At 74.9% G+C, this 24,848-nt stretch carries 19 protein-coding genes; 12 read left to right on the top strand and 7 right to left on the bottom strand.

Annotated elements, in window-relative coordinates; all coding sequences use genetic code 11:
- The first annotated feature begins 190 nt into the window (after nt 1-190).
- The 3 genes from JN535_RS16775 to aspA are packed head-to-tail and all read left to right on the top strand — an operon-like array spanning nt 191 to nt 5,798.
- Nucleotides 191-2,644 (top strand): beta-xylosidase/alpha-l-arabinosidase, encoded by a 2,454-nt coding sequence (locus JN535_RS16775; RefSeq protein WP_307868867.1) that lies wholly within the window; start codon nt 191-193, stop codon nt 2,642-2,644.
- Nucleotides 2,641-4,221: a glycoside hydrolase family 43 protein gene (locus JN535_RS16780; RefSeq protein ID WP_205206814.1), complete on the top strand. Its 1,581-nt coding sequence runs from the start codon at nt 2,641-2,643 to the stop codon at nt 4,219-4,221. Before JN535_RS16775 ends, JN535_RS16780 begins: the two co-directional genes overlap by 4 nt.
- Before the next feature lie 47 nt (nt 4,222-4,268).
- Nucleotides 4,269-5,798: an aspartate ammonia-lyase gene (gene aspA / locus JN535_RS16785; RefSeq protein ID WP_205206816.1), complete on the top strand. Its 1,530-nt coding sequence runs from the start codon at nt 4,269-4,271 to the stop codon at nt 5,796-5,798.
- 22 nt (nt 5,799-5,820) lie between these two features.
- Here the strand turns inward: aspA and JN535_RS16790 are convergent, their stop codons facing one another.
- A complete protein-coding gene (locus tag JN535_RS16790) occupies nt 5,821-6,690 on the bottom strand; it encodes an META domain-containing protein (RefSeq protein WP_205206818.1) in 870 nt (289 codons plus the stop codon).
- 68 nt (nt 6,691-6,758) lie between these two features.
- On the bottom strand, nt 6,759-7,313 hold the full coding sequence (locus tag JN535_RS16795) for a TetR/AcrR family transcriptional regulator (RefSeq protein ID WP_205206820.1): 555 nt from the start codon (nt 7,311-7,313) through the stop codon (nt 6,759-6,761).
- 62 nt (nt 7,314-7,375) lie between these two features.
- Between JN535_RS16795 and JN535_RS16800 the strand changes: the two genes are divergently transcribed.
- The gene (locus JN535_RS16800) at nt 7,376-8,284 is read left to right on the top strand and encodes an alpha/beta fold hydrolase (protein WP_205206822.1); all 909 of its coding nucleotides are present in this window, start codon (nt 7,376-7,378) and stop codon (nt 8,282-8,284) included.
- A gap of 11 nt (nt 8,285-8,295) precedes the next feature.
- Here JN535_RS16800 and JN535_RS16805 read toward each other — a convergent pair whose 3' ends face one another.
- Nucleotides 8,296-9,552, bottom strand: coding sequence for an APC family permease (locus JN535_RS16805; RefSeq protein WP_205206824.1), 1,257 nt, complete (start codon nt 9,550-9,552; stop codon nt 8,296-8,298).
- Nucleotides 9,553-9,728: 176 nt separating this feature from the next.
- On the opposite strand from JN535_RS16805, the gene JN535_RS16810 reads away from it, so the two are divergent.
- The 6 genes from JN535_RS16810 to JN535_RS16835 all read left to right on the top strand — a co-directional run bounded on the left by JN535_RS16810 (nt 9,729) and on the right by JN535_RS16835 (nt 15,436).
- Nucleotides 9,729-9,983 carry a hypothetical protein gene (locus tag JN535_RS16810; RefSeq protein ID WP_205206825.1) on the top strand — a complete coding sequence of 85 codons (255 nt, stop codon included), beginning with the start codon at nt 9,729-9,731 and terminating at the stop codon, nt 9,981-9,983.
- Between the two features lie 87 nt (nt 9,984-10,070).
- Complete coding sequence (locus JN535_RS21300; RefSeq protein ID WP_205206832.1) at nt 10,071-11,018, top strand: cold-shock protein; 948 nt, start codon at nt 10,071-10,073, stop codon at nt 11,016-11,018.
- A 171-nt stretch (nt 11,019-11,189) separates the two neighbouring features.
- Nucleotides 11,190-13,073 (top strand): molecular chaperone DnaK, encoded by a 1,884-nt coding sequence (gene dnaK / locus JN535_RS16820; protein WP_205206842.1) that lies wholly within the window; start codon nt 11,190-11,192, stop codon nt 13,071-13,073.
- Complete coding sequence (grpE, locus tag JN535_RS16825) at nt 13,070-13,741, top strand: nucleotide exchange factor GrpE (protein ID WP_205206844.1); 672 nt, start codon at nt 13,070-13,072, stop codon at nt 13,739-13,741. The genes dnaK and grpE overlap by 4 nt, the downstream gene beginning before the upstream one ends.
- Nucleotides 13,742-13,907: 166 nt before the next feature.
- Nucleotides 13,908-14,894, top strand: a complete 987-nt coding sequence (locus JN535_RS16830; protein ID WP_205206846.1) for a DnaJ C-terminal domain-containing protein — start codon at nt 13,908-13,910, stop codon at nt 14,892-14,894.
- Between the two features lie 140 nt (nt 14,895-15,034).
- Nucleotides 15,035-15,436, top strand: a complete 402-nt coding sequence (locus tag JN535_RS16835) for a heat shock protein transcriptional repressor HspR (RefSeq protein ID WP_240201352.1) — start codon at nt 15,035-15,037, stop codon at nt 15,434-15,436.
- A gap of 20 nt (nt 15,437-15,456) precedes the next feature.
- On the opposite strand, the gene JN535_RS16840 is transcribed toward JN535_RS16835, so the two are convergent.
- Entirely contained in the window at nt 15,457-16,188 is a 732-nt protein-coding gene (locus tag JN535_RS16840) for a phosphotransferase (protein ID WP_205206850.1), read from the bottom strand.
- A 208-nt stretch (nt 16,189-16,396) separates the two neighbouring features.
- Here JN535_RS16840 and JN535_RS16845 point away from each other — a divergent pair, with 208 nt between their 5' ends.
- The gene (locus JN535_RS16845) at nt 16,397-16,705 is read left to right on the top strand and encodes a DUF1540 domain-containing protein (protein WP_205206852.1); all 309 of its coding nucleotides are present in this window, start codon (nt 16,397-16,399) and stop codon (nt 16,703-16,705) included.
- A 76-nt stretch (nt 16,706-16,781) separates the two neighbouring features.
- Here the strand turns inward: JN535_RS16845 and JN535_RS16850 are convergent, their stop codons facing one another.
- The gene (locus JN535_RS16850; protein WP_240201328.1) at nt 16,782-17,579 is read right to left on the bottom strand and encodes a hypothetical protein; all 798 of its coding nucleotides are present in this window, start codon (nt 17,577-17,579) and stop codon (nt 16,782-16,784) included.
- A gap of 175 nt (nt 17,580-17,754) precedes the next feature.
- Between JN535_RS16850 and JN535_RS16855 the strand changes: the two genes are divergently transcribed.
- Nucleotides 17,755-23,016: a sigma-70 family RNA polymerase sigma factor gene (locus JN535_RS16855; protein WP_205206854.1), complete on the top strand. Its 5,262-nt coding sequence runs from the start codon at nt 17,755-17,757 to the stop codon at nt 23,014-23,016.
- A 43-nt stretch (nt 23,017-23,059) separates the two neighbouring features.
- Here JN535_RS16855 and JN535_RS16860 read toward each other — a convergent pair whose 3' ends face one another.
- Together JN535_RS16860 and JN535_RS16865 are read right to left on the bottom strand one after the other, a co-directional pair.
- Nucleotides 23,060-23,782 carry an NAD(P)-binding oxidoreductase gene (locus JN535_RS16860; RefSeq protein WP_205206855.1) on the bottom strand — a complete coding sequence of 241 codons (723 nt, stop codon included), beginning with the start codon at nt 23,780-23,782 and terminating at the stop codon, nt 23,060-23,062.
- Between the two features lie 162 nt (nt 23,783-23,944).
- The gene (locus JN535_RS16865) at nt 23,945-24,631 is read right to left on the bottom strand and encodes a winged helix-turn-helix domain-containing protein (protein ID WP_205206856.1); all 687 of its coding nucleotides are present in this window, start codon (nt 24,629-24,631) and stop codon (nt 23,945-23,947) included.
- Nucleotides 24,632-24,848: the final 217 nt, after the last annotated feature.

Genomic DNA, 24,848 nt, shown 5'->3' on the forward strand with positions numbered 1-24,848 from the left:
GCCCGTCCGCGCACCCCGTCCCTGCCCCGCGCCGCGCGCGGGGCAGGGCCACCCATCGAAGGAGAACGGTCCCGTGACCGACGTCGTCCCTGCCGTCCCGACGGCACCCACCGGCTCCCCGGAGCCGGCCGTCCAGGCGCCGCGCAGCCCGCGCCCGGCACCTCCGCAGCCGCCCACGGTCTCGGAGCGCGTGCGCGCTCTGCACGCCCGCATGACGCTCGACGAGAAGCTCGCCCAGCTCGTGGGCTACTGGCTCGACCAGAACGGCACCGTCGCCCCGATGCAGTCGGAGATGACGGCGGGCCAGCAGGACGGCGGCCGGCTCGCCGAGATCACGCGGCACGGCATGGGGCACTACACGCGCGTCTACGGCACGCGGCCCGTCGAGCCCGCAGAGCGCGCCGCGTGGCTGTGGGCGGAGCAGCGCCGCCTCCAGGCGGAGACCCGCCTCGGGATCCCCGCGATCGTGCACGAGGAGTGCCTCACGGGCCTCGCCGCGTGGCGGGCCGCGACGTACCCGACGCCGCTCGCGTGGGGCGCGTCGTTCGACCCGGCGCTCGTCGAGGAGATGGCGCGCGAGGTCGGGGAGTCGATGCGCGCGCTCGGCGTGCACCAGGGCCTCGCGCCCGTGCTCGACGTCGTGCGCGACCCGCGCTGGGGCCGCGTCGACGAGTGCGTGGGCGAGGACCCGTACCTCGTGGGCACCGTCGGCACGGCGTACGTGCGCGGCCTCCAGGACGCGGGCGTGCACGCGACCCTCAAGCACTTCGTCGGGTACTCGGGCTCGCGCGCCGGTCGCAACCACGCGCCGGTGAGCGCGGGGCCGCGCGAGCTCGCGGACGTCTACCTCCCGCCGTTCGAGATGGCCGTGCGCGACGGCGGCGCGCGCTCGGTCATGGCGTCGTACGTCGACGTCGACGGCGTGCCGCTGCACGCCAGCCCCGAGTACCTCACCGAGATCCTGCGCGAGCGCTGGGGGTTCGACGGCGTCGTCGTCGCCGACTACTTCGGCGTCGCGTTCCTCGAGGTCATGCACCGCGTCGCGGCCGACCGCGGGGAGGCCGCGGCGCAGGCGCTGGAGGCCGGCCTCGACGTGGAGCTCCCCACGGGCGACGCCTACCTCGCGCCGCTCGCGGAGCGCGTGCGCTCGGGCGCCCTCGACGAGGCGTGGGTCGACCGCGCCGTCCTGCGCCTCCTCAACCAGAAGGAGGAGCTGGGCCTGCTCGACCCGACCGCCTACGCCGACGAGCCGCCGACGGCGGTCGACCTCGACACCCCGCAGCAGCGCGCGACCGCACGCCGCCTCGCGCAGGAGTCGCTCGTGCTGCTCGCGAACGACGGCGTGCTCCCGCTCGTGCGGCGAGGTCGTGCCCGCGCCGACAGCGCTGACGACGGGTCGCTCGCGCCCCGTCGCGTCGCCGTGGTCGGGCCCACCGCGGACTCGTCCGAGGCGCTCATGGGCTGCTACTCGTTCGTCAACCACGTGCTCGCGCACCACCCCGGCACCCCGGCGGGCATCGCGCTGCCGACGGTCCTCGAGTCGCTGCGCGACGCGCTCGCCCCGACCGGCGCCGAGGTGACGCACGCGGTCGGCTGCGCGGTCGACGGCTCCGACACCTCGGGGATCCCCGAGGCGGTGGACGTCGCGCGCGCCGCGGACGTCGCCGTGGTCGTCGTCGGCGACGAGGCGGGCCTGTTCGGGCGCGGCACGGTCGGCGAGGGCAACGACGTCGAGTCGCTCGAGCTCCCGGGCGTGCAGCGGCAGCTCGTCGAGGAGGTCGTCGCCACCGGGACGCCCGTCGTCCTGGTGCTGCTCACGGGCCGCCCGTACGCGATCGGCTGGGCCCTCGGGGACGGCGCCGCCGGCACGACCCCGACCCGGCCCGCCGCCGTCGTGCAGGGCTTCTTCCCCGGCGAGGAGGGTGGCCGCGCTGTGGCCGACGTGCTCGTCGGTGCCGTGAACCCGTCGGGTCGCCTGCCCGTGTCGCTGCCCCGCGCGGGCGGCGCGCAGCCCTACTCGTACCTGCACCCCGTCCTCGGCGGGCCGTCCGACGTGACGTCCACGGACCCCACGCCGGTGCGGCCGTTCGGGTTCGGGCTGTCGTACACGCAGTTCGCGTACGCAGACCTCGAGGTCGACGCGGAGGTCGCGGCGGGTGGGACGTTCCGCGCCGCGGTCACCGTGACCAACACGGGCGACGTCGCGGGGACGGACGTCGTGCAGCTCTACGCGCGCGACGTCGTGGGCTCCGTGCCGCGACCCGTCGCGCAGCTCCTCGGCTACGCGCGCGTCGACCTGGGCGCGGGCGAGTCGCGCCGCGTGACCTTCCGCGTCCCGACGACACGCCTCGCGTTCTCGGACCGCCGCCTCGTGCGCGTGGTCGAGCCGGGCGACGTCGAGGTGTGGGTCGGGGCGCACGCCGGCGCGGTCGACGCCGCGCCCGGCACCGGCGACCTCGGGTCGACGACCGGTGGCGCGATCGTCAACGAGTCGGCGCCGGCCGAGCGCAGGGTCGTGCCCGGTGCGGCCACGCCCCGCGCGACGCTCGCCGTCACCGGCTCGGTGCACGAGGTCACGGCCGCAGACGAGCGGCTCGTCGCGGTCGAGGTCTCCGAGCGGGTCGAGGCGGGGGAGCGCGCGTGACCCTCGTCCCGAACCCGATCCTGCCCGGCTGCTTCCCCGACCCCTCGGTCTGCCGCGTCGGCGACGACTTCTACCTCGTCACCTCGACGTTCGAGTACCTGCCCGGCCTGCCCGTGCTGCGCAGCCGCGACCTCGCGACGTGGGAGCACGTCGGCGACGTCGTCGACCGGTCGGGGCAGCTCGACTACGACGGCATCCGCTCGTCGGGCGGCCTGTACGCGCCGACGCTGCGCCACCACGACGGCACGTTCTGGCTCGTGTGCACGCTCGTGGACCCGGCCGACGACTCCCGCGGCGGCAACTTCGTCATGACGGCGACCGACCCGGCCGGGCCGTGGTCCGACCCGGTCTGGCTGCGCGACGAGGACGGCGAGCGGGTCGCCGGGATCGACCCGTCGATCTTCTTCGACGACGACGGTCGCGCGTGGCTGCACGGGACCCGGCTCGCGGCCGACCCGGAGTGGTTCCACCAGACCGAGGTGTGGGTGCGCGAGCTCGACCTCGCGACGCTCGCACTGGTCGGCCCGGAGCACGTCGTGTGGACGGGGGCCGTGCGCGGTGCCGTGTGGGCCGAGGGCCCGCACCTGTACAAGGTCGACGGCACGTACTACCTGCTCGCGGCCGAGGGCGGCACCGACTTCCACCACGCGGTGTCCGTCGCGCGCGCGTCGTCCGTGACCGGCCCGTACGAGGGCAACAAGGCCAACCCCGTGCTCACGCACCGGCACCTCGGGCGCGGCGCGGACGTCGTCGGCGTGGGCCACGCCGACCTCGTCGAGGCACCCGACGGCTCGTGGTGGGCCGTGCTGCTCGCCATGCGCGTCTACGGCGGCTATCACTACCCGCTCGGGCGCGAGACGTTCCTCGTCCCGGTCGTGTGGGAGGACGGCTGGCCCGTCCTCGCTCCCGGCGAGGGGCGCGTGCCCGACGTCGTGGAGGTCCCGTTCGCGAGCACGGCGCCCCGGCCGGCGGTCCAGGGCGGGGCGAGCGGCGTCGTCGGCCCGGACGACCCGCGCTGGTGCGCGGTGCGAGCCCTGCCCCGGGACGTCGCGACCCCGGCGGGCGAGGGCTGGGACCTCCCCGTGCGGCCCGCCACGCTCGCGGAGCAGACCGTGCCCGCGTTCCTCGGGGTCCGCCAGCAGCACCGGGACGTCGACGTGACCGTCACGCTGCGCGTGCCGGAGGTCGCGGGGGAGCGGGCGGGCGTCGTCGTACGCCAGTCCGAGCGGGACTACGTGCGGCTCCTTGTCGACGGCGGCCCGGGGGACGAGCGGCGCGTCGTCGCCGTGCACCGGCGCGGCGGCACGGACGCGGTGGTCGGGGAGACGACGGCGACCGCCGCGCAGGGGGAGGCGGTCGCCGTCGGGCTGCGCGTGCGGGGGCAGGACTACGGCCTCGTCGCGGGCCCGGTGGACGGGCCGCTCACCGAGGTCGCGACCGTCGACGGCCGCACGCTCGACAGCGCCGCGGCGGGCGGGTTCCTCGGGCTCTGGCTCGGGGTGCACGCGACGAGCGAGGGCCGGCCGACGACGTCCGTCGTGCGTGTGGAGCGGTTCGCCTACGAGCCCGTGGGCTGACGCGACGCCTGGCGTGCGGGACGGTCCGGCCGGGCTACGGTCGGGGCATGTCGAGCGAACGGACGCGCACCGAGGTGGACCTGCTGGGACCGAAGGAGGTGCCGGCCGACGCCTACTACGGCGTCCACACGGTGCGCGCCATGGAGAACTTCCGCATCTCCGGGACGACGGTCAGCGACGTCCCCGAGATGGTCCGGGGCATGGTCCTGGTCAAGAAGGCGTCCGCGCTCGCGAACCGCGAGCTGCGGACGATCCAGCGCGACATCGCCGACGCGATCGTCGCCGCGTGCGACCAGATCCTCGACCACGGCCGGTGCCTCGACCAGTTCCCCGTGGACGTGTTCCAGGGCGGCGCGGGGACGAGCGTCAACATGAACACCAACGAGGTGGTGGCCAACCTCGCGCTCGAGATCGCCGGGTTCGAGAAGGGCCGCTACGACGTCATCAACCCCAACGACCACGTCAACCGCTCGCAGTCGACCAACGACGCGTACCCCACGGGGTTCCGGCTCGCGGTGCACGAGCTCGTCGGTGCGCTCCAGGGCGAGGTCCGGCGGCTCGAGCGCGCGCTCGACGAGAAGGCGTCGGAGTTCGCCGACGTCCTGAAGATGGGCCGCACGCAGCTCCAGGACGCGGTCCCCATGAGCCTCGGCCAGGAGTTCGCGGGGTTCGCGGTGAACGTCGGCGAGGAGATCCGTCGGCTCGAGGTCGCGGGTGAGCTGCTGCTCGAGGTCAACCTCGGCGCGACGGCGATCGGCACCGGGCTCAACACGCCGCCCGGGTACCCGAAGGTCGCGACGCGACGCCTCGCCGAGGTCAGCGGTCTCCCGACCGTCCCGGCCGAGAACCTCGTCGAGGCGACGTACGACAACGGCGCCTACCTCGCGGTGCACTCCGCCCTCAAGCGGCTCGCGGCGAAGCTCTCGAAGATCTGCAACGACCTGCGCCTGCTCTCCTCCGGACCGCGCGCGGGGCTCGGCGAGATCAACCTGCCCGAGCTCCAGGCCGGGTCGTCGATCATGCCCGCCAAGGTGAACCCGGTGATCCCCGAGGTCGTCAACCAGGTGTGCTTCAAGGTCATGGGCAACGACGTGACCATCACGCACGCGGCCGAGGCGGGCCAGCTCCAGCTCAACGTCATGGAGCCGGGGCTCGCGCAGGCCATGTTCGAGTCGCTGCGCCTGCTGACCAACGCGTGCGTCGCGCTGCGCACCAAGTGCGTCACCGGAATCACCGCGAACGTCGAGGTGTGCCGCCGCCACGTGCTCGACTCGATCGGCATCGTCACGTACCTCAACGAGATCATCGGCCACCGCAACGGCGACCTCGTGGGCGCCGAGGCCGCCCGCACCGGTGCCTCGGTGCGCGACGTCGTCGTGGCGCGCGGGCTGCTCACGGCCGAGGAGGTCGACGCCGTGCTGACGACCGAGAACTTCCTGCGCCCGCGCTACACCGGCCGCTACTACGAGCCCGACGAGCGCGGCCTCCCCGAGCGCGGCGACGAGGGTGAGTCGTCGCGCGTCGTGGAGTCCGACGACGCCGTCGGCGCGCCGTCCGACCCGGAGCCCGAGGCCTGACGCCGAGGTCGACCCGCCGGTCTCATCCTCGGACGAGGCGGACGATCTCCGTGCCGTCGGCGTCGAGGAGCACGAGCCGGCCCCCGTCCGACGCGGCGCGGGCCGCACCGCTGACGGCCCCGGGCACTCCCGCCCCGTCGCACGCCATCAGGGTCTGCGGGCCGGCGGTGGCGAGCAGGCGACCGCCGTCGTCCAGGGCCCACGCGCCCCCGGCGCCGTTGCACCCGTCGGAGCCGGACCACGTCCCGTCCTCGTGGAAGACCACGTGGGGGTCGGTGGCGAAGGACCCCGACGGCTCCCAGCGCCCGACGACGTCCCGCACGGCGGCGGGCGCGAGGCCGTCCGGCAGCGGCGCGGGGTCGTCGAACGCCGCGCGCACGTCGTCGGTCACCTCGGGTGCTCGTGCGTCGTGCTCCGCGGCGTCGGGGATGGGGGCCGGGGCGCCGTCGACCCGCAGACCGGCGACGACGTCGCCGTCCGCGTCGAGCAGACGCCAGCCCTCGCCGGCGGGCTCGTAGGCGACGACCGCACGCAGCCACGGGACCTCGCGGATCCCGTCCGCGCCGCACGCCGCCACGGCGCCGTACGGGTCCGAGGCGACGAAGGCCCGGCCGGCCGCCTCCCAGCCGCCCTCCACGTACCCGTCGCAGCCGCCCCACAGCATGTACCGCCCGGCGTCGAGCCGCAGCCACGTGTCCGGGCCCTCCCCCTCCGCGCCCGAGACCCGCCACATCCCGACGAGGCCGACCGGGTCCGACCCGGCCCCGCCGTCACGCGGGCTGCCGACCGTCCCGCCGTCGGGAGCCGTGCAGGCCGCGGCAAGACCGGTGACGAGGAGGGCCGCGGCGGCGACCAGCGCTGCCGGCGCGCGCGTGGGCTCGTGTCCGGTCATGCCCCGATCATGTCCCCGGCCCTGCTCGTCTTGCAGCGGGTCCGCGGGGGAGCCCTTGTCGGGCGGGGTCACGACGCCGCGAGCGCGCGCACGGCACGTTCGACGGCGGGCCGCAGGTCGAGGCCGGGGTCGACGGTGAGGCGGTGCAGGAGCAGCCCGTCGCAGAGCCCCATGAGCGCCCGGGTCGCGGGCACCGGATCCGGGATGCCGACGGACACGACGATCCGCTCGGTCCATCGCTCGAACGCGTGGCGCTGCTGCCGCAGGGGCTCGCCGAGCTCGGCGTCGCCCGCGAGCTCGAGGAAGAGCGCGTAGCGCGCGCGGGTGCGCGTGGCGAACGGCCCCGCCTGCACCTCGGTCATGGCGCACAGGCCGTCGACGAGCCCGTCGACGCCGGCGATCTCCGGCATCGACCCCGGGTCGAAGTCGGCGCGCTCGCGCTCGGCGATCCAGTCGACGACGCCGGCGAGCAGGGCACGGCGGGTGCGGAACCAGTTCGACGTCGACCCCGGGGGGAGGCCGGCCCGCCGGTCCACCCGCGCGTGGCTCAGCGCGCGCACGCCGTCCGTGCCGAGCACCTCCACGGCCGCGTCGAGCGCCCGTTCCCGGGTGGCTGCGGCCATGGACTCCCTCCTTCGGCGGGTCTACTATGGACATAGTAGTCCGGCCGCACGAAGGAGTCGCCATGACGACGCCGCAGCCCCGCACCGCCCGTCCCGGCGACGTCGAGGGCTGGTCGCCGCCGCTCCCCGAGGCACCGGGCTTCCAGCATCTCGTCGTCGAGACCCCGGGCCTGCGCACGCACGTCGCGGCCCTCGGCACGGGGGACCCGGTCGTGCTGCTGCACGGCTTCCCCGAGCACTGGTGGCAGTGGCGCGCCGTCGCCCCGCTGATCGCCGCCGCGGGCCACCGCGTCCTGTGCCCCGACCTGCGCGGCGCGGGCTGGACCGTCGCCGACGACCCCCGGATCGACCGTGAGACCCGCCTGCACGACCTGCTGGCGCTCCTCGACGTCCTCGATGTCGAGCGCGCCGACGTCGTCTCCCACGACATGGGCGTCCTCACCGCGATGCAGCTCACCTACGACCACCCCGAGCGGGTGCGCACCGCGGTGCAGCTCTCGGTGCCGCCGGGCTTCTTCGCGTTCAGCCCGAGGCTGCTCCCCGCCTTCGAGCACCTGCCGCCGTTCGTCTGGCACCGCCCGGGCGCCTCGTTGCGCGGCACGTTCTCGGCCCGGTACGTGGCGCGCCCGATGTCCGAGGCGACGGTCGACGCGCACCTCGCCCCGTTCCGGCGCCCCGAGATCGACGCCGCGGTGCGGCCGCTCACCCGGCGCGTGGTCCTGGCCGAGGCGTGGCGCATGATGCGCGGGGTCTACCGCAGGCGGCGGCTCACCGTCCCGACGCTCGTCGTCTACGGGCGTCGCGACCACCCCACGACCGAGGAGCTCATGGGCCGCATCTGCCGCCACCCGGAGCGCTACGCCGACCGCGTCGAGTTCGCGTGGGTCGACGACGCGGCGCACTTCATCACGGACGACGCCCCGGAGGCCGTGGCCGAGCTCGCGCTCGACTGGTTCGAGCGCGCGGCCTGACGGGCACCCGGTCAGGGTCGGACGCGCACCGCCCGGAGCGCGACGCCGACGGCCAGCACCGCCGCCCCCGCCGCGACGCTGGCGAGCGGGAGCGTGACGACGAGCGCGACGCACCCGAGCGCGCCCAGCGCCTGCAGCGCGCGCGGGTACAGCCGGTGCGGTGCGGTCTGGCGCAGCGCGGACAGGTTCGCCACGAGGTAGTACACGAGCACCCCGAACGACGAGAACCCGATCGCTCCCCGCAGGTCCGTGGTGAGGACGAGCACCACGACGACTGCCCCGACAGCGAGCTCGGCCCGGTGCGGCACACCGTGCACGGGGTGGACGGCCGCGAACCACCCGGGCAGGTCGCCCGTGCGCGCCATCGCGAGCCCCGTCCGGCTCACGCCCGCGAGCAGGGCGAGCAGGGCACCGGCGCTCGCGGCGACGGCACCGACGCCCACGACCGGGCCGGCCCACGCCCACGACCCGCCCGCGACCGCGTCGGCCAACGGCGCCGCGGACGCCGCGAGCCCGCGCGGCCCCAGCACCGCGAGCAGGGCCACCGCCACGACGGCGTAGAGCACGACGACGGCCCCCAGCGACACCAGGACGGCGCGCGGGATCGTGCGGCGTGGGTCGCGTACCTCCTCGCCGAGCGTCGCGACGCGCGCGTACCCGGCGAAGGCGAAGAACAGCAGCCCCGCGGACTGCAGGACGCCGTACCAGCTGCCGTGCGCGCCGGCAGGGTCGAGCACCGCCGACCAGCGCGGCGCCGTACCCGCGAGGCTCGCGACGACGGCCGTCGCGATCGCGAGGAGGGCCACCGCGACGATCGCCCGGGCGACGCGTGCCGTCCGCGTCACGCCGCGGTAGCCCACGGCCGTGAGCACCACGACCGTGGCGGCGGCGACGGGGCGCTCCCACCCGGGCGGTGCGGCGTAGGCCGCCAGCACGAGCGCCATGGCCGCGCAGCTCGCCGTCTTGCCCACGACGAACCCCCACCCGGCGAGGTACCCCCACCAGGGGCCGAGGTGCTCGCGCCCGTACACGTACGTGCCGCCCGACGTGGGGTGCTGCGCCGCGAGCTGTGCGGACGACGTCGCGTTCGCGTACGCGACGACCGCCGCCAGGCCGAGCCCGACGAGCAGCCCCGTCCCCGCGGCGGCGGCGGCCGGGGCGAACGCGGAGAACACGCCCGCGCCGATCATGGACGCGAGCCCGACGACGACGGCGTCCGACGTGCCGAGGCGGCGCACGAGCGCGGGCTGGCCCGGTGGGGTGCTCATCCGCACAGCGTGCCAGGGCGAGGTGTCCGGAGGGTGTCCGACGGCCCGGTTCCTCCCGCCGGTCGTGCCCGGGGACGGGCGTCGCGACCCCGGTTGTGTGTCACGGTGGCCGACCTACCGTCGAGAAGGTACGCCGGCCGTCGACGAGGCCGGGTGAGACCTGAGGAGGACGGACCATGAGCGAGTCGCAGCCGGAGGGCGGCCGGGGCACCGGCGAGGAGCAGGACTGGCGGGGCGAGGACGAGGCCGTGCAGGGTGCCCCGGACATCGGGACGGCCGGTGCGTTCCCCGCGCTCGCCAACGACTCCCTGCCGAAGGACCCCGACGTCCCGACGGACGTCGACCCGGGCGACGAGCGGAGCTGGAGCGGCGACGACGTCGACGATCCGGGTGCGGATCCCCGCGCCGGCGCGTCCGGCACCGGCGGTTGAGGCCGGCCGAGCGGTCCTCCGGCGCTGGGCCGCGGCGCCGTCGGGGACACTAGGAGCAGCACTGTCTGTCGATGCAAGGAGTCCTAGGTGCCCCAGGGAACTGTCCGATGGTTCGACGCCGACCGAGGGTTCGGCTTCATCGACCTCGGGAACGAGGCCGAGGACCTGTTCGTCCACGCGTCCGAGATCGTCGGCGACGACGGGCCGAAGCAGCTGCGCGAGGGCCAGGTCGTCGAGTTCGAGGTGGGCGAGGGCGACCGTGGCCCGCAGGCGCGCCGCGTCCGCGTCACGGGCGACCGCGCCGCCGACGCGCCCCTGGGCGTGCTCGGCACCGTCGCCTGGTACGAGCCGACCAAGGGCTACGGGTTCGTCACCCCTGACGGCGGTAGCGCCGAGATCTTCCTGCACAGCTCGGCCATCGTCGGGGGCGGCGTCGTCACGGAGGGGCAGCGCGTGGCGTTCCTCGTCGTCGAGGGCGAGAAGGGGCCGCAGGCGGACCACCTCCTCCCGCTCGGGGCGGAGGCCGGACGGGCGGCGTCCGACGGCGCGGACGGCACGGTGTCCTGGTACGACGACGTCAAGGGCTTCGGGTTCATCGTTCCCGACGGCGGCGGCGACGACGTCTTCGTCCACGTCAGCGCGCTCGGCCACGGGCTGACCGAGCTCGCGGAGGGCGCTCGCGTGACGTACGACGTCGTGGAGGGCGACAAGGGACCGAACGCCCGCAACGTGCAGCTCGTCCGCGGCGCGGGAGGCGGGCGGCCGTCGGCTACCCGTGGGCGCCCCGACCGCCAGGGCCGCCCGGACCGCCCGGGCGGGTCCGGCCGGCCGGTGCGCGGAGGGGAGGGCACCGTCGCGCGCTACGACGCGGACCGGGGCTTCGGCTTCATCACGCCCGACGCCGGGGGCGAGGACCTGTTCGTGCACGTCTCGGTCGTGCGGGGCGACGAGGTGCTCGAGGAGGGCGACCGGGTCCGCTACGCGGTGCGCCAGAGCGACCGCGGGCCGCAGGCCGACCGCGTGGAGCTGCTCTGAGCGGGGAATAGTCCGCCCTCCGTGAAGGTTGAGCCAGGTGGACTCAAGTTCGGTCGGGCGAGGTTGCGCGAGCACCGTCCCCGTGCCTACCTTGAGTGAAGCAGACTCAACCCGGTGTGCCCGGGCGCGCGTGCGCCGTCGGGCACCCCATCCGCAACGGAGGCAGCACACATGGCACGAGCAGTCGGGATCGACCTGGGCACCACCAACTCGGTGGTCGCCGTCCTCGAGGGCGGAGAGCCCACCGTCATCGCGAACGCCGAGGGGTCGCGCACGACGCCGTCGGTGGTCGCCTTCTCCAAGACCGGCGAGGTCCTCGTCGGCGAGGTCGCCAAGCGCCAGGCGGTCACGAACGTCGACCGCACCATCAGCTCGGTGAAGCGCCACATGGGCACCGACTGGTCGGTGGAGATCGACGACAAGAAGTACACCGCGCAGGAGATCTCCGCGCGCATCCTCGGCAAGCTCAAGCGCGACGCCGAGGAGTACCTGGGCGAGCCCGTCACCGACGCGGTCGTCACCGTGCCGGCGTACTTCAACGACGCCGAGCGCCAGGCGACCAAGGACGCCGGGCAGATCGCGGGCCTCAACGTGACCCGCATCGTCAACGAGCCCACCGCGGCCGCGCTCGCGTACGGCCTGGAGAAGGGCAAGGAGGACGAGCTCATCCTCGTCTTCGACCTGGGCGGCGGCACGTTCGACGTCTCGCTCCTCGAGGTGGGCAAGGACGAGGACGACTTCTCCACGATCCAGGTCCGCGCGACCTCGGGCGACAACCGCCTGGGTGGTGACGACTGGGACAACCGCATCGTCGAGCACCTCATCAAGCAGGTGAAGAACAGCTCGGGCGTCGACCTGTCCAAGGACAAGATCGCGCTCCAGCGTCTGCGCGAGGCCGCCGAGCAGGCGAAGAAGGAGCTCTCGTCCGCGACGAGCACCAACGTCTCGATGCAGTACCTCTCGATGAGCGAGAACGGCCCGATCCACCTCGACGAGAAGCTCACGCGCGCGCAGTTCCAGCAGATGACGCAGGACCTGCTCGACCGGACGAAGGCCCCGTTCCACAAGGTCATCTCCGACGCGGGCGTCTCCGTCTCCGACATCGACCACGTCGTGCTCGTGGGTGGTTCCACCCGCATGCCGGCCGTGACCGACGTCGTCAAGGAGCTCACGGGCGGCAAGGAGCCCAACAAGGGCGTCAACCCGGACGAGGTCGTCGCCGTCGGCGCGGCGCTGCAGGCCGGCGTCATCTCCGGTGACCGCAAGGACGTCCTGCTCATCGACGTCACCCCGCTGTCCCTCGGCATCGAGACCAAGGGCGGCGTGATGACCAAGCTCATCGAGCGCAACACGGCCATCCCGACCAAGCGCAGCGAGATCTTCTCGACGGCCGAGGACAACCAGCCCTCGGTGCTCATCCAGGTGTTCCAGGGCGAGCGCGAGTTCGCGCGCGACAACAAGCCGCTCGGCACGTTCGAGCTCACCGGCATCGCGCCGGCCCCGCGCGGCGTGCCGCAGATCGAGGTCACCTTCGACATCGACGCGAACGGCATCGTCCACGTCGGCGCCAAGGACCGCGGCACCGGCAAGGAGCAGAAGATGACCATCACGGGCGGCTCGGCGCTGCCCAAGGAGGACATCGACCGCATGGTCAAGGAGGCCGAGGAGCACGCGGCCGAGGACAAGAAGCGTCGCGAGGAGGCGGAGACCCGCAACCAGGCCGAGGCGTTCGTGTACTCGACCGAGAAGCTCGTCTCCGAGAACAAGGAGAAGCTCCCCGCCGACGTCGTCACCGAGGTCGAGGCCGACATCGCGTCGGTCAAGTCCGCGCTCGAGGGCGAGGACGCCGACGCCGTGAAGACCGCGCACGAGAAGCTCGTCGCGTCCTCGCAGAAGATCGGCCAGGCGCTCTACGCCTCGGCCGAGCAGGAGCAGGCCGCCGGCAACCCCGGCGCCGCGCAGGACGACGCCACCGCTGCCGCGGGCGCGACGTCCGCTCCGGACGAGGACGTCGTCGACGCCGAGATCGTGGACGACGAGGACGACAAGAAGTGACGTCCCCCGAGAACCGGGGCCCCGAGGAGCAGGCCGGGCGCGAGCCCGGTCAGGGCCCCGAGGACAAGCCCTTCCAGTTCACCGACAAGCGCAAGGTCGACCCGGAGGCCGGCCGCCCGCGCGAGAGCGCGGACGCCGGGTCCGCCGGCGGCTCGGCGGGGGACGACTCACCGTCCTCGGCGACAGATCCGCTCGCGGGCCTCGACTTCGAGCCGTCCGACGAGGCTGAGGTCGACGCGGCCGTCCTGGCCGCGAAGGCCGAGGCCGCCGAGCACCTCGACGCGCTCCAGCGTGAGCGGGCGAGCTTCACCAACTACCGCAACCGGTCGCTGCGCGACCAGGAGGCCGCGCGCACGAAGGGGATCGAGGACGTGCTCACCGCGCTCCTCCCGGTCCTCGACGACATCGACCGCGCGCGGCAGCACGGCGAGCTGACGGGGCCGTTCGCGGCCATCTCCGACAAGCTCGACGCGTCGCTCGAGAAGTTCGGGATCGAGCGCTACGGCACGGTCGGGGACACGTTCGACCCCACCGTCCACGAGGCGCTCATGCACCAGCCCGACCCCGAGGCCACCGTCACCACGGTGAACCTCGTCATCGAGCCGGGCTACCGGATCGGGGACCGCGTCGTGCGCGCCGCGCGCGTCTCGGTCGTCGGCCCCGAGTAGGCGGGCCACCGGATCCCCCACGTGCCCCGACGGCGGGCGCACCTCCCGCGCGGGGGTGCGCCCCGCCGTCGGGCACGCGAGGATCGCAGCACCAGTACCCCCAGCACCCCGACGACCCCACGACACGAAGGACCAGGACCACGACCACCGACAGGAGGGAGGCGCCGTGACCGGACAGGACTGGATGGAGAAGGACTTCTACGCCGCGCTCGGCGTCCCCAAGGACGCCGACGACGCCACGATCAAGAAGGCCTACCGCAAGCTCGCGCGCCAGTACCACCCCGACCAGAACCCGGGAGACGCGAGCGCGGAGGCGAAGTTCAAGGAGATCGGCGAGGCGTACGCCGTCCTCTCGGACGCCAAGGAGCGCGAGCAGTACGACGCGATCCGGGCGATGGCCGGTGGTGGCGCGCGCTTCTCGGCCGGCCCCGGTGGTGCGGGCGGCGCGGGCTTCGAGGACGTGTTCGGCGGCATGTTCGGCGGCGGTGGCCCGGGCGGCGCCCGCGTGCGGTACTCGACCGGCGGCCAGGCTGGCGGCTTCGAGGACATCCTCGGCTCGATGTTCGGTGGCGCGGGAGCGCAGTTCGGCGGTGGCCCCCGTCCCCGGGCGGGGGCGGACATCGCCGCGGCGACGACCCTCCCGTTCCGGCAGGCGGTCGAGGGCTCGACCGTCACGTTCACCGTCGACGGCCGCACCGTCACGACGCGCATCCCGCCGGGCGTGCGCGACGGCCAGAAGATCCGGCTGCGCGGCAAGGGCCGCCCCGGCCTGGCCGGCGGACCCGACGGCGACCTCGTCGTCACGGTGCACGTCACCCCGCACCCCGTGTTCTCCCTCGACGGCACCAACCTCCGCGCGACCGTCCCCGTGACGTTCGCGGAGGCGGCGCTCGGGGCGACGATCAGCGTGCCGACGCTCGACGGGACGTCGGTCAAGGTCAAGGTCCCCGCCGGGACGCCGTCGGGCCGCACGCTGCGCGTCAAGGGCCGCGGGGTGCAGACCGCGAAGGCGACGGGCGACCTGCTCGTCACCGTGCAGGTCGCGGTGCCGCAGAAGCTCTCCAAGGCCGCGCGCGAGGCGGTCGAGACGTTCGCCGCCGAGACGGACGGCCAGGACGTGCGCGCCGACCTGGTCCGCCAGGCCGCGGAGTGAGGAGGGCCGCGATGGCCCAGCGGAAGACTCACCACCTCCCGGTCGACGACGACGCACGTGGTGCCGGGCGGGTGCCCGGGAGCGACGTCGACCAGGACGCCCCCGTCCTCGTCATCTCCCAGGCCGCGGCGCTCGCGGGCATGCACCCGCAGACGCTGCGCCAGTACGACCGCCTCGGCCTCGTGGTGCCGCGCCGCACGGCGGGCCGGGGGCGGCGCTACTCGCTGCGCGACGTCGCGAAGCTGCTCGAGGTGCAGCGGCTCAGCCACGACGAGGGCATCAACCTCGCGGGGATCCAGCGCATCCTCGCGCTCGAGACCCAGGTCGAGCGCCTGGAGCGCCGCATCGAGGCGCTCTCCGCGCGCGTCGAGCCGGGCGGCCGGGTGTTCGCGGCGGCGGCGAGCGGCGACGTCGTCGTCGTGCCGCGCGGGCGCAGCGTGCGCCGCGGGGTCGAGGAGGCGCTGCGCGAGACGCTCGTCGAGCACGGTGAGGCGCGCGCGCTCGTCATCTGGCGGCCCCGGCCGGACGACGCGGGGTCCTGACCCCGCGGTCCGCCCGCGTCTCAGCTCCGGCGCGCCTCGCGCGCCACGAGTGCCGCCGCGGCCGGGACGAGCGCGGCCTCCGAGGGGTCGAGGCCGGGGTCCGCGGCACGCGTCCGCGCCGCGGCGTCGAGATGCCGCAGGAGTGCCGGGTCGGCGAGGTGGAGGAACGCGTCCAGCAGGACCCGCGCGCCCGGAGCGAGCTCGTCGTCCTCGTCGGCGGCGACCTCCGCGAGGACGACGGCGGTCACGGCGAGGTCGAGTCCGGCCGGCCCGAGCCGGGCGTTCGTCCAGTGGAGAACTGCCGGACCGTCGGCCGTGAGCACGACGTGCGCCGGGTGCAGGCCCAGGTGGAGGATGCAGGGCTGCACGGCGGGGTCCGGGTCGTCGAGCGCCGCGAACGACGGCGCGGTGAGCGCGGCGTGGGCCGGCGCACCAGGTGCCGGGGGCGGGACGGCGTGCAGCGCGTCGTGCAGCGCCACGAGGGTCCGGGCACAGCCGGCCAGCGAGGTCCGGCCGCCGAGGATCGACTGCAGGAGCGTCGGCCCGCGCAGGAGCTCCATGGTGAGATCGCCGTCCGTCGCGCCGTCGACGCGCGGGGCGGGGAAGCCTGCGGCCCGCACGTGGCGCATGACCTCGGCCGTGCCGACCGTGTCGGCCCCCGAGCGCGAGCGACGGAGCACACGGTCGGCGCCGACGGCGTACAGGTCGGCGTCGGCACCCGAGAACAGCGGCGCGCCGAGCGAGGGGGCCATGAGCCGACGCTACGCCTTCTCTGCCCTCGTGACGAGGGCCCGGGCATCGGCCCTGGTCACGCATTTGCGAAAGAATGTCGTGCGCTAATTCCGTGCTATTCCTGCATTTCTTAGCAAGGCCTTCCTTGCTATACACGTCGGCATTCCAGGAATACCGTGGACACGGAAGCCCGGCCCCCGACGGGTCCTCGGAGAACAGGAGATCGCGATGAGCAGCCTCACGGAGATGCCCCAGGTCGTCGAGTGTTCCATCGACGGTTGCGGGTACAACCACGACCACGGGTGCCACGCCGGCGCGGTGACGATCGCCGGCCATGCGGGCGACGCGGAGTGCGCGACGTTCATCCCGCTCGGGACCAAGGGCGGCCTCGAGAAGGTGCTCGCGCACGTCGGGGCGTGCCAGCGCACCGAGTGCGTCCACAACGCGTCGCTCGAGTGCTCCGCCCCGTCGATCCGCGTGGGTGCCGGCGCGTCCGGCGAGGACAAGGCCGACTGCCTCACCTTCACCCCGCGCTGACGCCGCCGCACGACGACGCCCCCTGACACGCCCCGGACCGCGCGCTCGCCCGCGTGGCCGGGGCGTCGTCGTGCGGTCAGCGCTGGAGCGCGTCGAGGAGCTGGACGGCGGCGGAGTGGGTGCGGGGGAGCGGTTCGAGCCAGACGCGCGGCGGACGGCGCAGGATCGCCGTGACCCCCAGCGCGAGGCCCGTGCGCTCGATGTTGTGGCGGAGCACGGTGCGCAGCGTGTCGTCGTCGGCGCCGCGCTCCCCGAGGACCACGAAGAGCCCGTTGCCGAGGGACGCCATCGGATGGCCGTCGCCGAAGGTGTGCGTGAGCGCGCGGCCCATCGCCGCCGACCGCGCGAAGCGTTGCCACCCGGTGAGGTCGTCGAGCGCGACGTCGACCACGAGGAGCCCGTGCGTCCGGGTCGCGTCCCCACCCGCGCGCTGCGCGACGCCGTACGTCTCCCGGAGCCGGTGGACGAGGTACTGGGCCGTCGCCAGGCCCGACTCGGGGTCCATGACCTCGGGTGTCGTCGGCGTCGCCTCGTACCCCTCGGACCAGCCGACCGCGACCGCGCGCAGCAGCTCGACCACGGGCTCGCGGTCGTGCGTCCGGTACAGGCACACGACGTCGTCGATGGCCTCGCCGATCCCCACGCCGGCCTCGGCCCGCACCCTCCCGAGCCGCTCGGCGGCCGGTGTCCCGTCCCGTTCCTCGCACAGCGCCTCGACGAGCGCGTCGACGGCGGGGTGGTACCAGTCGCCCGGCCGCAGCCAGATGCTCGCCGCGCTCGCGTGACGCCAGCGTTCGCGCACGCTGTCGGGAGCGGGCACGGCGTACCCGTGGAGGTGGTCCATGTCGATGAGACGGGCGACCGGGCGATCCATGACGCGGATCGACGAAGAAGTTTCCGGGACGCCGCGTCCGGGATGAAAACGGGCGAACGGGGAGGACTCCGGCCGTTACCGTTCCGTCGTCGGAAGCCCCCTGCCCCGCCGTTGGACTGACGTCTACTATGGCCACCGTACGCCTCGGAGCGGGGCGGTCTCCGGGGCGGGTGACATGACGCAGGCGCAGGAACGGGTGTGGAGCGAGGCGTTCAGCGACGCCGAGCTCATCACGGCCGTGCGCGAGGGCGACACGAGCGCCTACGGGGTCCTCTACGAGCGGCACGCCGCGGCGGCCCGCACGGTCGCGCGCCAGTACGTCCGGTCCCCGGCCGACGCCGACGACGTCGTGTCCGACGCGTTCGCCCGGACGTTGTCCGTGCTGCAGGCCGGCGGCGGGCCCGACGTCACCTTCCGCGCCTATCTCTTCACCGTCGTCCGGCGCCTCTCCTACGACCTCGTCAACGGCGCCCGGCGCACCCAGCCCACCGACGACGAGCGCACGTTCGAGACCGCGTTCGGCCCCATGGCGTCCACCGAGGACCCGACGCTCGAGGGCTTCGAGCGCTCGACGGTCACGCGCGCCTACCAGGAGCTCCCCGAGCGCTGGCGTGCCGTCCTCTGGTACACGGAGGTCGAGAACCTGTCCCCGGCCGAGATCGCGCCGATCCTCGGACTCACCGCGAACGGCGTCTCGGCGCTCGCCTACCGGGCGCGCGAGGGGCTCCGCCAGGCGTACCTCCAGCAGCACCTGACCTCCGTGCCCGCCGAGGAGTGCCGCACGGTCAACGCGCTCCTCGGGTCGTACGTGCGCGGTGGGCTCGCCAAGCGCGAGACTGCACGCGTGGAGTCCCACCTCGACGGGTGCGCCGAGTGCCGCGCGCTCGTGCTCGAGCTGGGCGACGTGTCGCACGGCATGCGGGCCGTCATCGCGCCGCTCGTCCTCGGTGTCGGCGCGCTCGGCCTCGTCGGGACCGCCCTCCCGACTGCCGGGGGCGCGGCGGTCGCCGGCGGGGTCGGTGCCGCGCTGCAGGGCTCGTCGAGCGGCGGCGCGGGGTCCGCGGGCGGGTCCGGTGCCGCCGGCGGCTCGGGCGGGGCGGGGGCCGGAGCAGGTGCGGGCGGAGGTGCGGGCGCCGCCGGGACGAGCGCTGCCGGGACCGGCGTCGTCGGGGGTGCCGGCGCGGCGGCGGGCGCGGCCGGCGGAGCAGGCGGCGCGGCCGGAGCCGGCGCGGCTTCCGTGGGCGGCGCGGCGGCAGCGGCCGGCGGCGCCGCGGCAGGCAGCGGCGCGCTCGCCATGGCCGGAGCCGGGGGGCTCGTCGCCCTCGTCGCCTCGGCGCCGGTGGCGGTGGCCGCCGTCACCGTCGGCGTGCTCGCGGTCGCGGGGCTGGGAGTCGCGGGCGCGCTCGGGGCGTTCTCGCCCGACCCGGAACCGACGCCTACCTCGCAGTCCTCGCCGTCGTCGAGCGGCTCGCCCACGACGTCACCGACCTCCGAGGCGACCAGCGCGCCGACCGACCCGAGCGCGGACCCGACCGCACCGACCAACATCCCGACCGCGCCGACCGACGGCGCCACCGCCGGGACCGGTGACACGACCGGGGCCGGCGGCGGGTCGTCCACCGGCGGCACGACGCCGGTCGGCTCGACGCCCGGGACCACGACCCCGGGCGGGTCCACCGACCCCGGCACCGGCACGCCGGTGCCCACGGACCCGGGGACCGGGAACCCCGAGCCGACCGATCCCGGTCCCGGGACACCCGAGCCCGCGCCGGCGGCGCTCGAGCTGTCGCTCGCCCCCGTCACGCTCGCGGCACGCGTTCCTGCCGACCTCGTCATCACCGCGTCGAACACCGGCGGACGCGCGGCGGAGGAGGTGTTCGTCGACCTCACCCTCCCGGCGGGCGTGTCCACCCCCGGTTCCTCGCTCGTCGCGCGTGGCACTGCCGTCGGCGGACCGCTGTCGACGGCCTCGCTCCCGTGCGGCAGCGCGGTGCCCCAGGCGGACGGGACGAGCCAGGTCACGTGCTCGGTCGGAGTCCTCGCGCCGCGAGCGACGCAGGACCTCTCCGTGCAGGTGCGCGCCGACTCGGGCGGTGAGTACGCCTTCGCCGCGTCGCTGCGCGCCAAGGGCATCGAGCCGTCCCAGCGTTCGTTCCCGCCGACGCAGGTCTCCTACTGGGGCGCAGAGCTGCGGGTCACCGCGGAGCCCACGCTCGCGTTCGACAACCCGGGCGACGCGACGCTGCGGCTCTCCCTGCGCAACAGCGGCGACCAGCCTGCAGTGGAACCGCGCGTGACCGTCGACCTCCCGGACGGACTGAGCCTCGTCGGCGGAGGACCGGCGGGCTGGACCTGCGAGGCGGGCGACGGATCCGTGTCGTGCGCCTCGCCGCCGGGCACGACGCTCGCCCCGCGCGCCGGCGTGGACGTCCCGGTGCGTCTGCTCGCGGACCTCGAGACCGTCCCGGACGACTTTCCCGACCTCCAGGTCCGGGCGACGGCGGGCGACGCCCGCTCCGGCACCGCGTCCGTCGGCACGGACGTCGACGACCACTGGGCAGGCGCCGCCGACGGTCTGCGCGGGGAGGACGGGTCGCCCCGGGCCGTCGTGCCGCAGTGCACGGCGACCGAGGAGGGCGACGTCGCGTCACTCGTCGCGACGTACACCAACACCACCTCCTACGACGACCTCGACGTGACGGTCGAGGCGGCGGGCTCCCGCGCCACCACCCCCGCGGTCCGGTCCGGCCAGGAGGTGAAGGTCCGGGTCGACGACGGCGTGCGCTTCCCCGCCGGGCGTGCGGCCGTCGTGCTCTCGACGACCGTCGCGGGCGAGACGTTCGAGCACCGCCTCGACGCGGGGCCGTTCGACGCGCTCGACTGCTGGACCCCGCCGCCATGGCTCACGGCTGCGGACGTCCGGGTCGTCGCCGACAACGACCGCGGAACGGTCCGCTGGACGGCGAGCGTCACGAACAGCACCGGTGCCGGGCTGGACGTTCGTCTCCTGGCGCCGGGGACCGAGGGCTGGTCGAGCGTTCCGGACTCTGCGGAGATCGCCCCGCTGCTCGACGGCCGCACCGCTGACCTTGTCCTCGACACCGGCTCGGCCGTGACGCCCCAGGGCAACGCCGTCCTGCGCCAGTACCGCTGGCACCAGGACGCTGACGGCGACGGCAAGGGCTACCAGAGCCTCCTGCCCGTCCTCCTCGAGGAGCAGCGGATCGCACCCGCGGTCCCGGAACCGACGGTGGGCCAGTGCCGGTTCGACCCGGAGACGGATGCGTCGTGGGCCCCGGCGACGCTGTCCTACGACAACTCGGCGTCGACCCTGCCGGTGGTGTTCTCGGTCGACGGGCACGCCGGACTCTCGAAGACGGTCCCGGCGGGCGAGACGTCGGACGTCGAGCTGCCCCGAGCCGGCGCGGAGGCGGCCACGTACGTGGTGCGCGCCGACGGCCACGAGCTCGGGACGCGCACGGTCGGCGCCGTCGACTGCTTCCGGTGGTCGGTGACGGGAAGCGCGGCGACGCGCTGGTCCGCGCAGACCCGGTCGGTCGTCGTGCAGGGTGAGTTCCGCAACGGCCACGTGGCGACGGCACTGCGCGTGACCATGGACGGTGGCGAGCTCGGCGTGACGCAGGCCGTGGACGTCGCCCCGGGCGAGAGGGTGACGGTCGCGCTCGACACGGGATCGCGCGACGTCGCGGCCGGAGAGGTCGTCTTCCACGCGACGCGGCTCGACGGGTCGGCGGGGTCGCACTCCGTGACCGCGTCGTACGACGCGGTCCGGCACGTGCCCGCCGTGGACGTGCCGGTCGTCGGGAAGTGCCACCTCGACCCGAGGACCGAGCTGTCCTCCGCCGCGCTCTCGCTGCGCTACGACAACACGCGCTCGACCGTCCCCGTCGTCTTCTCGGTCGAGGGCCGCCAGGACCTGACGCGCACGGTCGCCGGTGGTCGTGCGGCGACCGTCGACGTCCCGGGCGGCGTGGCGCAGAGTGCCGTGACGTTCGCCGTGCTCGCCGACGGCGCCCCGCTCGCGAGCCACACCGTCGCGGGCGTCGACTGCTTCGACTGGAAGCAGGTCGCGCACGCGGCCGACGCCGAGACGTCCTGGGTGGTGGCGCCCGGGGCCGACGTCGGCACGTCCGTCGTGACGGGCACGTTCCGCAACCCGTACGCCGCGACGACGCTCCGCGTCGGGATGTCGACACCGCACGGCGACGCCGCCCCGAGCGAGGTCGCACCGGGTGCCGAGGCGACGTTCACCGTGGACGCGAAGGCCCTGTCCGTCCCGGCCGGGACGGCGACGTTCACGGTCGAGCGCGCGGCGCCGTCGGGCCCGGGCCGGGAGACGGTCGAGGCCCGCTACCGTGCCCTCGAGTACAGCCCGGAGTGGGCGCGGACCGCGACGGTCGACGCGCGCTGGCTGGACGGCTCGGTCAAGCTCGTCGGCACGTTCACCAACGACTCGCCCGAGGCGGTGGACGTCGTCATGTCCGCCGAGGGCTACGGGGAGTCGGAGCCCGCGCGCCAGGTCACGCCCGGCGCGACGGCCACGTTCGTGGTCGACACCCGCTCGCTCGACGTGAAGGCCGGGAAGGTCGTCTTCCGCCAGTCCCGCTCGGTCCTCGGCACGGCGTTCACGGACGCGGGGCTGACGGCGAGGTACCAGGGCGACGGCTACGAGCCCGACTGGAGCGCCACCCCGACGGTGGTCGCGCAGTGCGCCGCCGGGAGCGACGGCGTCGTCCTCACCGTGGGCCTGCGCAACGACTCGCCCGAGGCGATGCACGTCGTCGCGCGCACACCGTTCGGCGACCGCGACCTGGGCGACCTCGCCCCCGGGGCGAGCGTGAGCGCGACCGTCGCGGCGGGTGCTCTCTCGACCAAGGCCGGGACGGTCGAGCTCGAACTCTCGCGCACGGTGCTCGGGGTGTCGTTCACCGAGACGCTCTCGGAGCGCTTCGAGGCGTTCGACTGCACGGTCGAGGCGCCGACCGCGAGCCTCGTCCTCGGCGACCCGTACTACGACGCGCAGCGGGACCACTCCTACCGCGCCGTCTCCGTGCTGCTCGACAACTCGCGCTCGAACGTTCCCGTGACGTTCCGTGTCACGGGACAGGCCAAGGGCGAGTGGGTCGTCGGAGCGGGGGAGCGGCGCACCGAGAGCCTGGGCGAGGCGCCCTGGTCCGGCGCGACCTACGTCGTCCACGCGGGCAGGACGACCGAACAGCTCCGGGTCGAGGGCTTCACCGCGGCTCCCGCCTGCTACGCCGAGTGGGAGGCGGGCACCTGGTACGGCCGGTCCGCCGAGGTCTCCTACCGCGGCTGGAACTACGCGGCCCGGAACGACTACGCGCTCGTCCGTCCCGACGACCCGGTGCTGGGCTGGTTCTTCTGGGAGCGCGTGTCGCGCTGCGGCGAGGGCTGAGCCCCGGGTTCGACGCGTCGGGGCACGTCCCGGCGGCGCCGCGCTACGGCAGGACGTCCGCGAGCGCCTCGTCGACGGGGCGCTCGCCGCCCACGAGATCCAGCACGAGGCCCGCCGAGCGCGGTTCGTGGAGGACGGCGGCGAGGACGAGCGCGACGTCGTCGCGCGTCACGTCCGACCTCTCGCCCACGGCGGCCCCGGGCTTGCGTCGTTTGCCCCGCGGCTTGTCGCCGTCCCCGACGGGCGCGAGCGCGACGAGGCCGACGCCCGGCTCGTCCGTGAGGCGACCAGGTCGGACGATGGTCCACTGCAGGTCGGTCCGTGCGCGCAGGTCGTCCTCGGCCGCGGCCTTGGCGCGCAGGTACGCCCAGAACACCTCGTCGACGTCGTCGGGTCGCTCGTCGGCGCGCGCCGCCTCGACGCCGCGGGAGGAGACGAGGACGTAGCGTCCGACGCCCGCTCGCTCGGCGGCGTCGGCCAGCAGCGCCGCGCCCGCCCGGTCGACCGTGTCCTTGCGCGGTGCTCCGCTCCCTGGACCGGCGCCGGCCGCGAACACGACGGCGTCCACGCCTTCCAGCTCGAACGACACCGCGACCGCGTCGTCCTTCTCGAGGTCGATGAGCGCCACGTGCGCGCCGAGCTCGGTGAGGTCCGTGATCTGCGCGGCGGACCGCACGAAGGCGACGACGTCGTCTCCGCGCTCCACCAGGGTTCGGGCCAGGCGACGGCCGACCTGGCCGTGACCTCCCGCGATGACTGTGCGCATGGGCCGAACGTATCGCCGTGCGCGCGTCCGCGCCCGACGAAGCGGCGTCCTCCGGGCGGCGTCACCGGCGTGACGGCGGGCGTGCTCGCGCGGGGGTAGCGCTGCCGGGCGCGCGGTCCCCCACGTACCCCCACGTCGACCGCGGCCCGGCAGCGCTGGTCCTCAGGCGGCGTCCCCCGTGCCGCCGAGGACGACGGGGGTCTGCGGGTCGAACCGGTAGCCGAGCCCGCGGACCGTGGTGATGACGTGCTCCAGCCCGAGCTTCTCGCGCAGGCGACGCACGTGGACGTCGATGGTGCGGCTGCCCGCGGCGACCTCGTGGTCGGCCCACACGGTCTCGAGCAGCTCGGCCCGGGTCACGACGCGGTGCGCCGTGCGGGCGAGGTAGGACAGGAGCTCGAGCTCCCGGAACGTCAGGCGCGCGGAGCGACCCTCGACCGTGACGGTGCGGCCCGCGGGGTCGATGACGACGCGCGGCACGGGCGACAGCGTCGCGAGCCGCTCACGGAACGCCGCGATGTCCTGCACGGGCGACGACGTCGCGGTCGTGGGCTCGGCGAGCGCGAGGGCCGTGTACGTCTCGGCGCTCGGCAGCCAGTCGCGCGCGAGCTCGCCGAGCGCTTCCGCGAGCTCGACGAGCTGTGCCTGCGGCTGCTCGCCGGGCGCGGCGTCCACGCCGACGTAGAGCACGAAGCCGGGGTTGCGGCGGGGTGCGGCCGGTTCCGGCGGGGTCGCGCGGGCCGGTGCGACCGCGGTGTGCTGCGCGCCGGGGTGCTGCGGTGCGAGGGCCCGGGGCGCGGCGGTACGCGCGGAGGTGCGGCGGGCGGGACGGGTAGCGGTGAGCGTCATGGGTGGCTCCGGGTGCGTCGGGCCGACGCCAGCGCCGCGAAGCGGCGGGTCGGCAGGGGTCGAGGACTGAACCGAGGTGCGGGAGAGGGTTCAGGCCTGACAACAGACGCACATGACCGCGCCCGGGAGCGCGCCGGACGGCGCGCTGGCGGGACGGGTCGAGGTGCTCACGGGAGCGAGCATGGCAGCGCACCGCGTGGTGCGCCAAGAGGAGCCG

Source organism: Cellulosimicrobium cellulans (genome assembly GCF_016921195.1).
Classification (GTDB): Bacteria; Actinomycetota; Actinomycetes; order Actinomycetales; family Cellulomonadaceae; genus Cellulosimicrobium; species Cellulosimicrobium cellulans_F.

What these genes read in the sequence shown, in the direction of transcription:
- aspA (WP_205206816.1), top strand. Translation starts at nt 4,269, where the DNA reads ATGTCGAGCGAACGGACGCGCACCGAGGTGGACCTGCTGGGACCGAAG.
- JN535_RS16790 (WP_205206818.1), bottom strand. Translation starts at nt 6,690, where the DNA reads ATGACCGGACACGAGCCCACGCGCGCGCCGGCAGCGCTGGTCGCCGCC.
- JN535_RS16795 (WP_205206820.1), bottom strand. Translation starts at nt 7,313, where the DNA reads ATGGCCGCAGCCACCCGGGAACGGGCGCTCGACGCGGCCGTGGAGGTG.
- JN535_RS16800 (WP_205206822.1), top strand. Translation starts at nt 7,376, where the DNA reads ATGACGACGCCGCAGCCCCGCACCGCCCGTCCCGGCGACGTCGAGGGC.
- JN535_RS16805 (WP_205206824.1), bottom strand. Translation starts at nt 9,552, where the DNA reads ATGAGCACCCCACCGGGCCAGCCCGCGCTCGTGCGCCGCCTCGGCACG.
- JN535_RS16810 (WP_205206825.1), top strand. Translation starts at nt 9,729, where the DNA reads ATGAGCGAGTCGCAGCCGGAGGGCGGCCGGGGCACCGGCGAGGAGCAG.
- dnaK (WP_205206842.1), top strand. Translation starts at nt 11,190, where the DNA reads ATGGCACGAGCAGTCGGGATCGACCTGGGCACCACCAACTCGGTGGTC.
- JN535_RS16835 (WP_240201352.1), top strand. Translation starts at nt 15,035, where the DNA reads ATGCACCCGCAGACGCTGCGCCAGTACGACCGCCTCGGCCTCGTGGTG.
- JN535_RS16840 (WP_205206850.1), bottom strand. Translation starts at nt 16,188, where the DNA reads ATGGCCCCCTCGCTCGGCGCGCCGCTGTTCTCGGGTGCCGACGCCGAC.
- JN535_RS16845 (WP_205206852.1), top strand. Translation starts at nt 16,397, where the DNA reads ATGAGCAGCCTCACGGAGATGCCCCAGGTCGTCGAGTGTTCCATCGAC.
- JN535_RS16850 (WP_240201328.1), bottom strand. Translation starts at nt 17,579, where the DNA reads ATGGATCGCCCGGTCGCCCGTCTCATCGACATGGACCACCTCCACGGG.
- JN535_RS16855 (WP_205206854.1), top strand. Translation starts at nt 17,755, where the DNA reads ATGACGCAGGCGCAGGAACGGGTGTGGAGCGAGGCGTTCAGCGACGCC.
- JN535_RS16860 (WP_205206855.1), bottom strand. Translation starts at nt 23,782, where the DNA reads ATGCGCACAGTCATCGCGGGAGGTCACGGCCAGGTCGGCCGTCGCCTG.
- JN535_RS16865 (WP_205206856.1), bottom strand. Translation starts at nt 24,631, where the DNA reads ATGACGCTCACCGCTACCCGTCCCGCCCGCCGCACCTCCGCGCGTACC.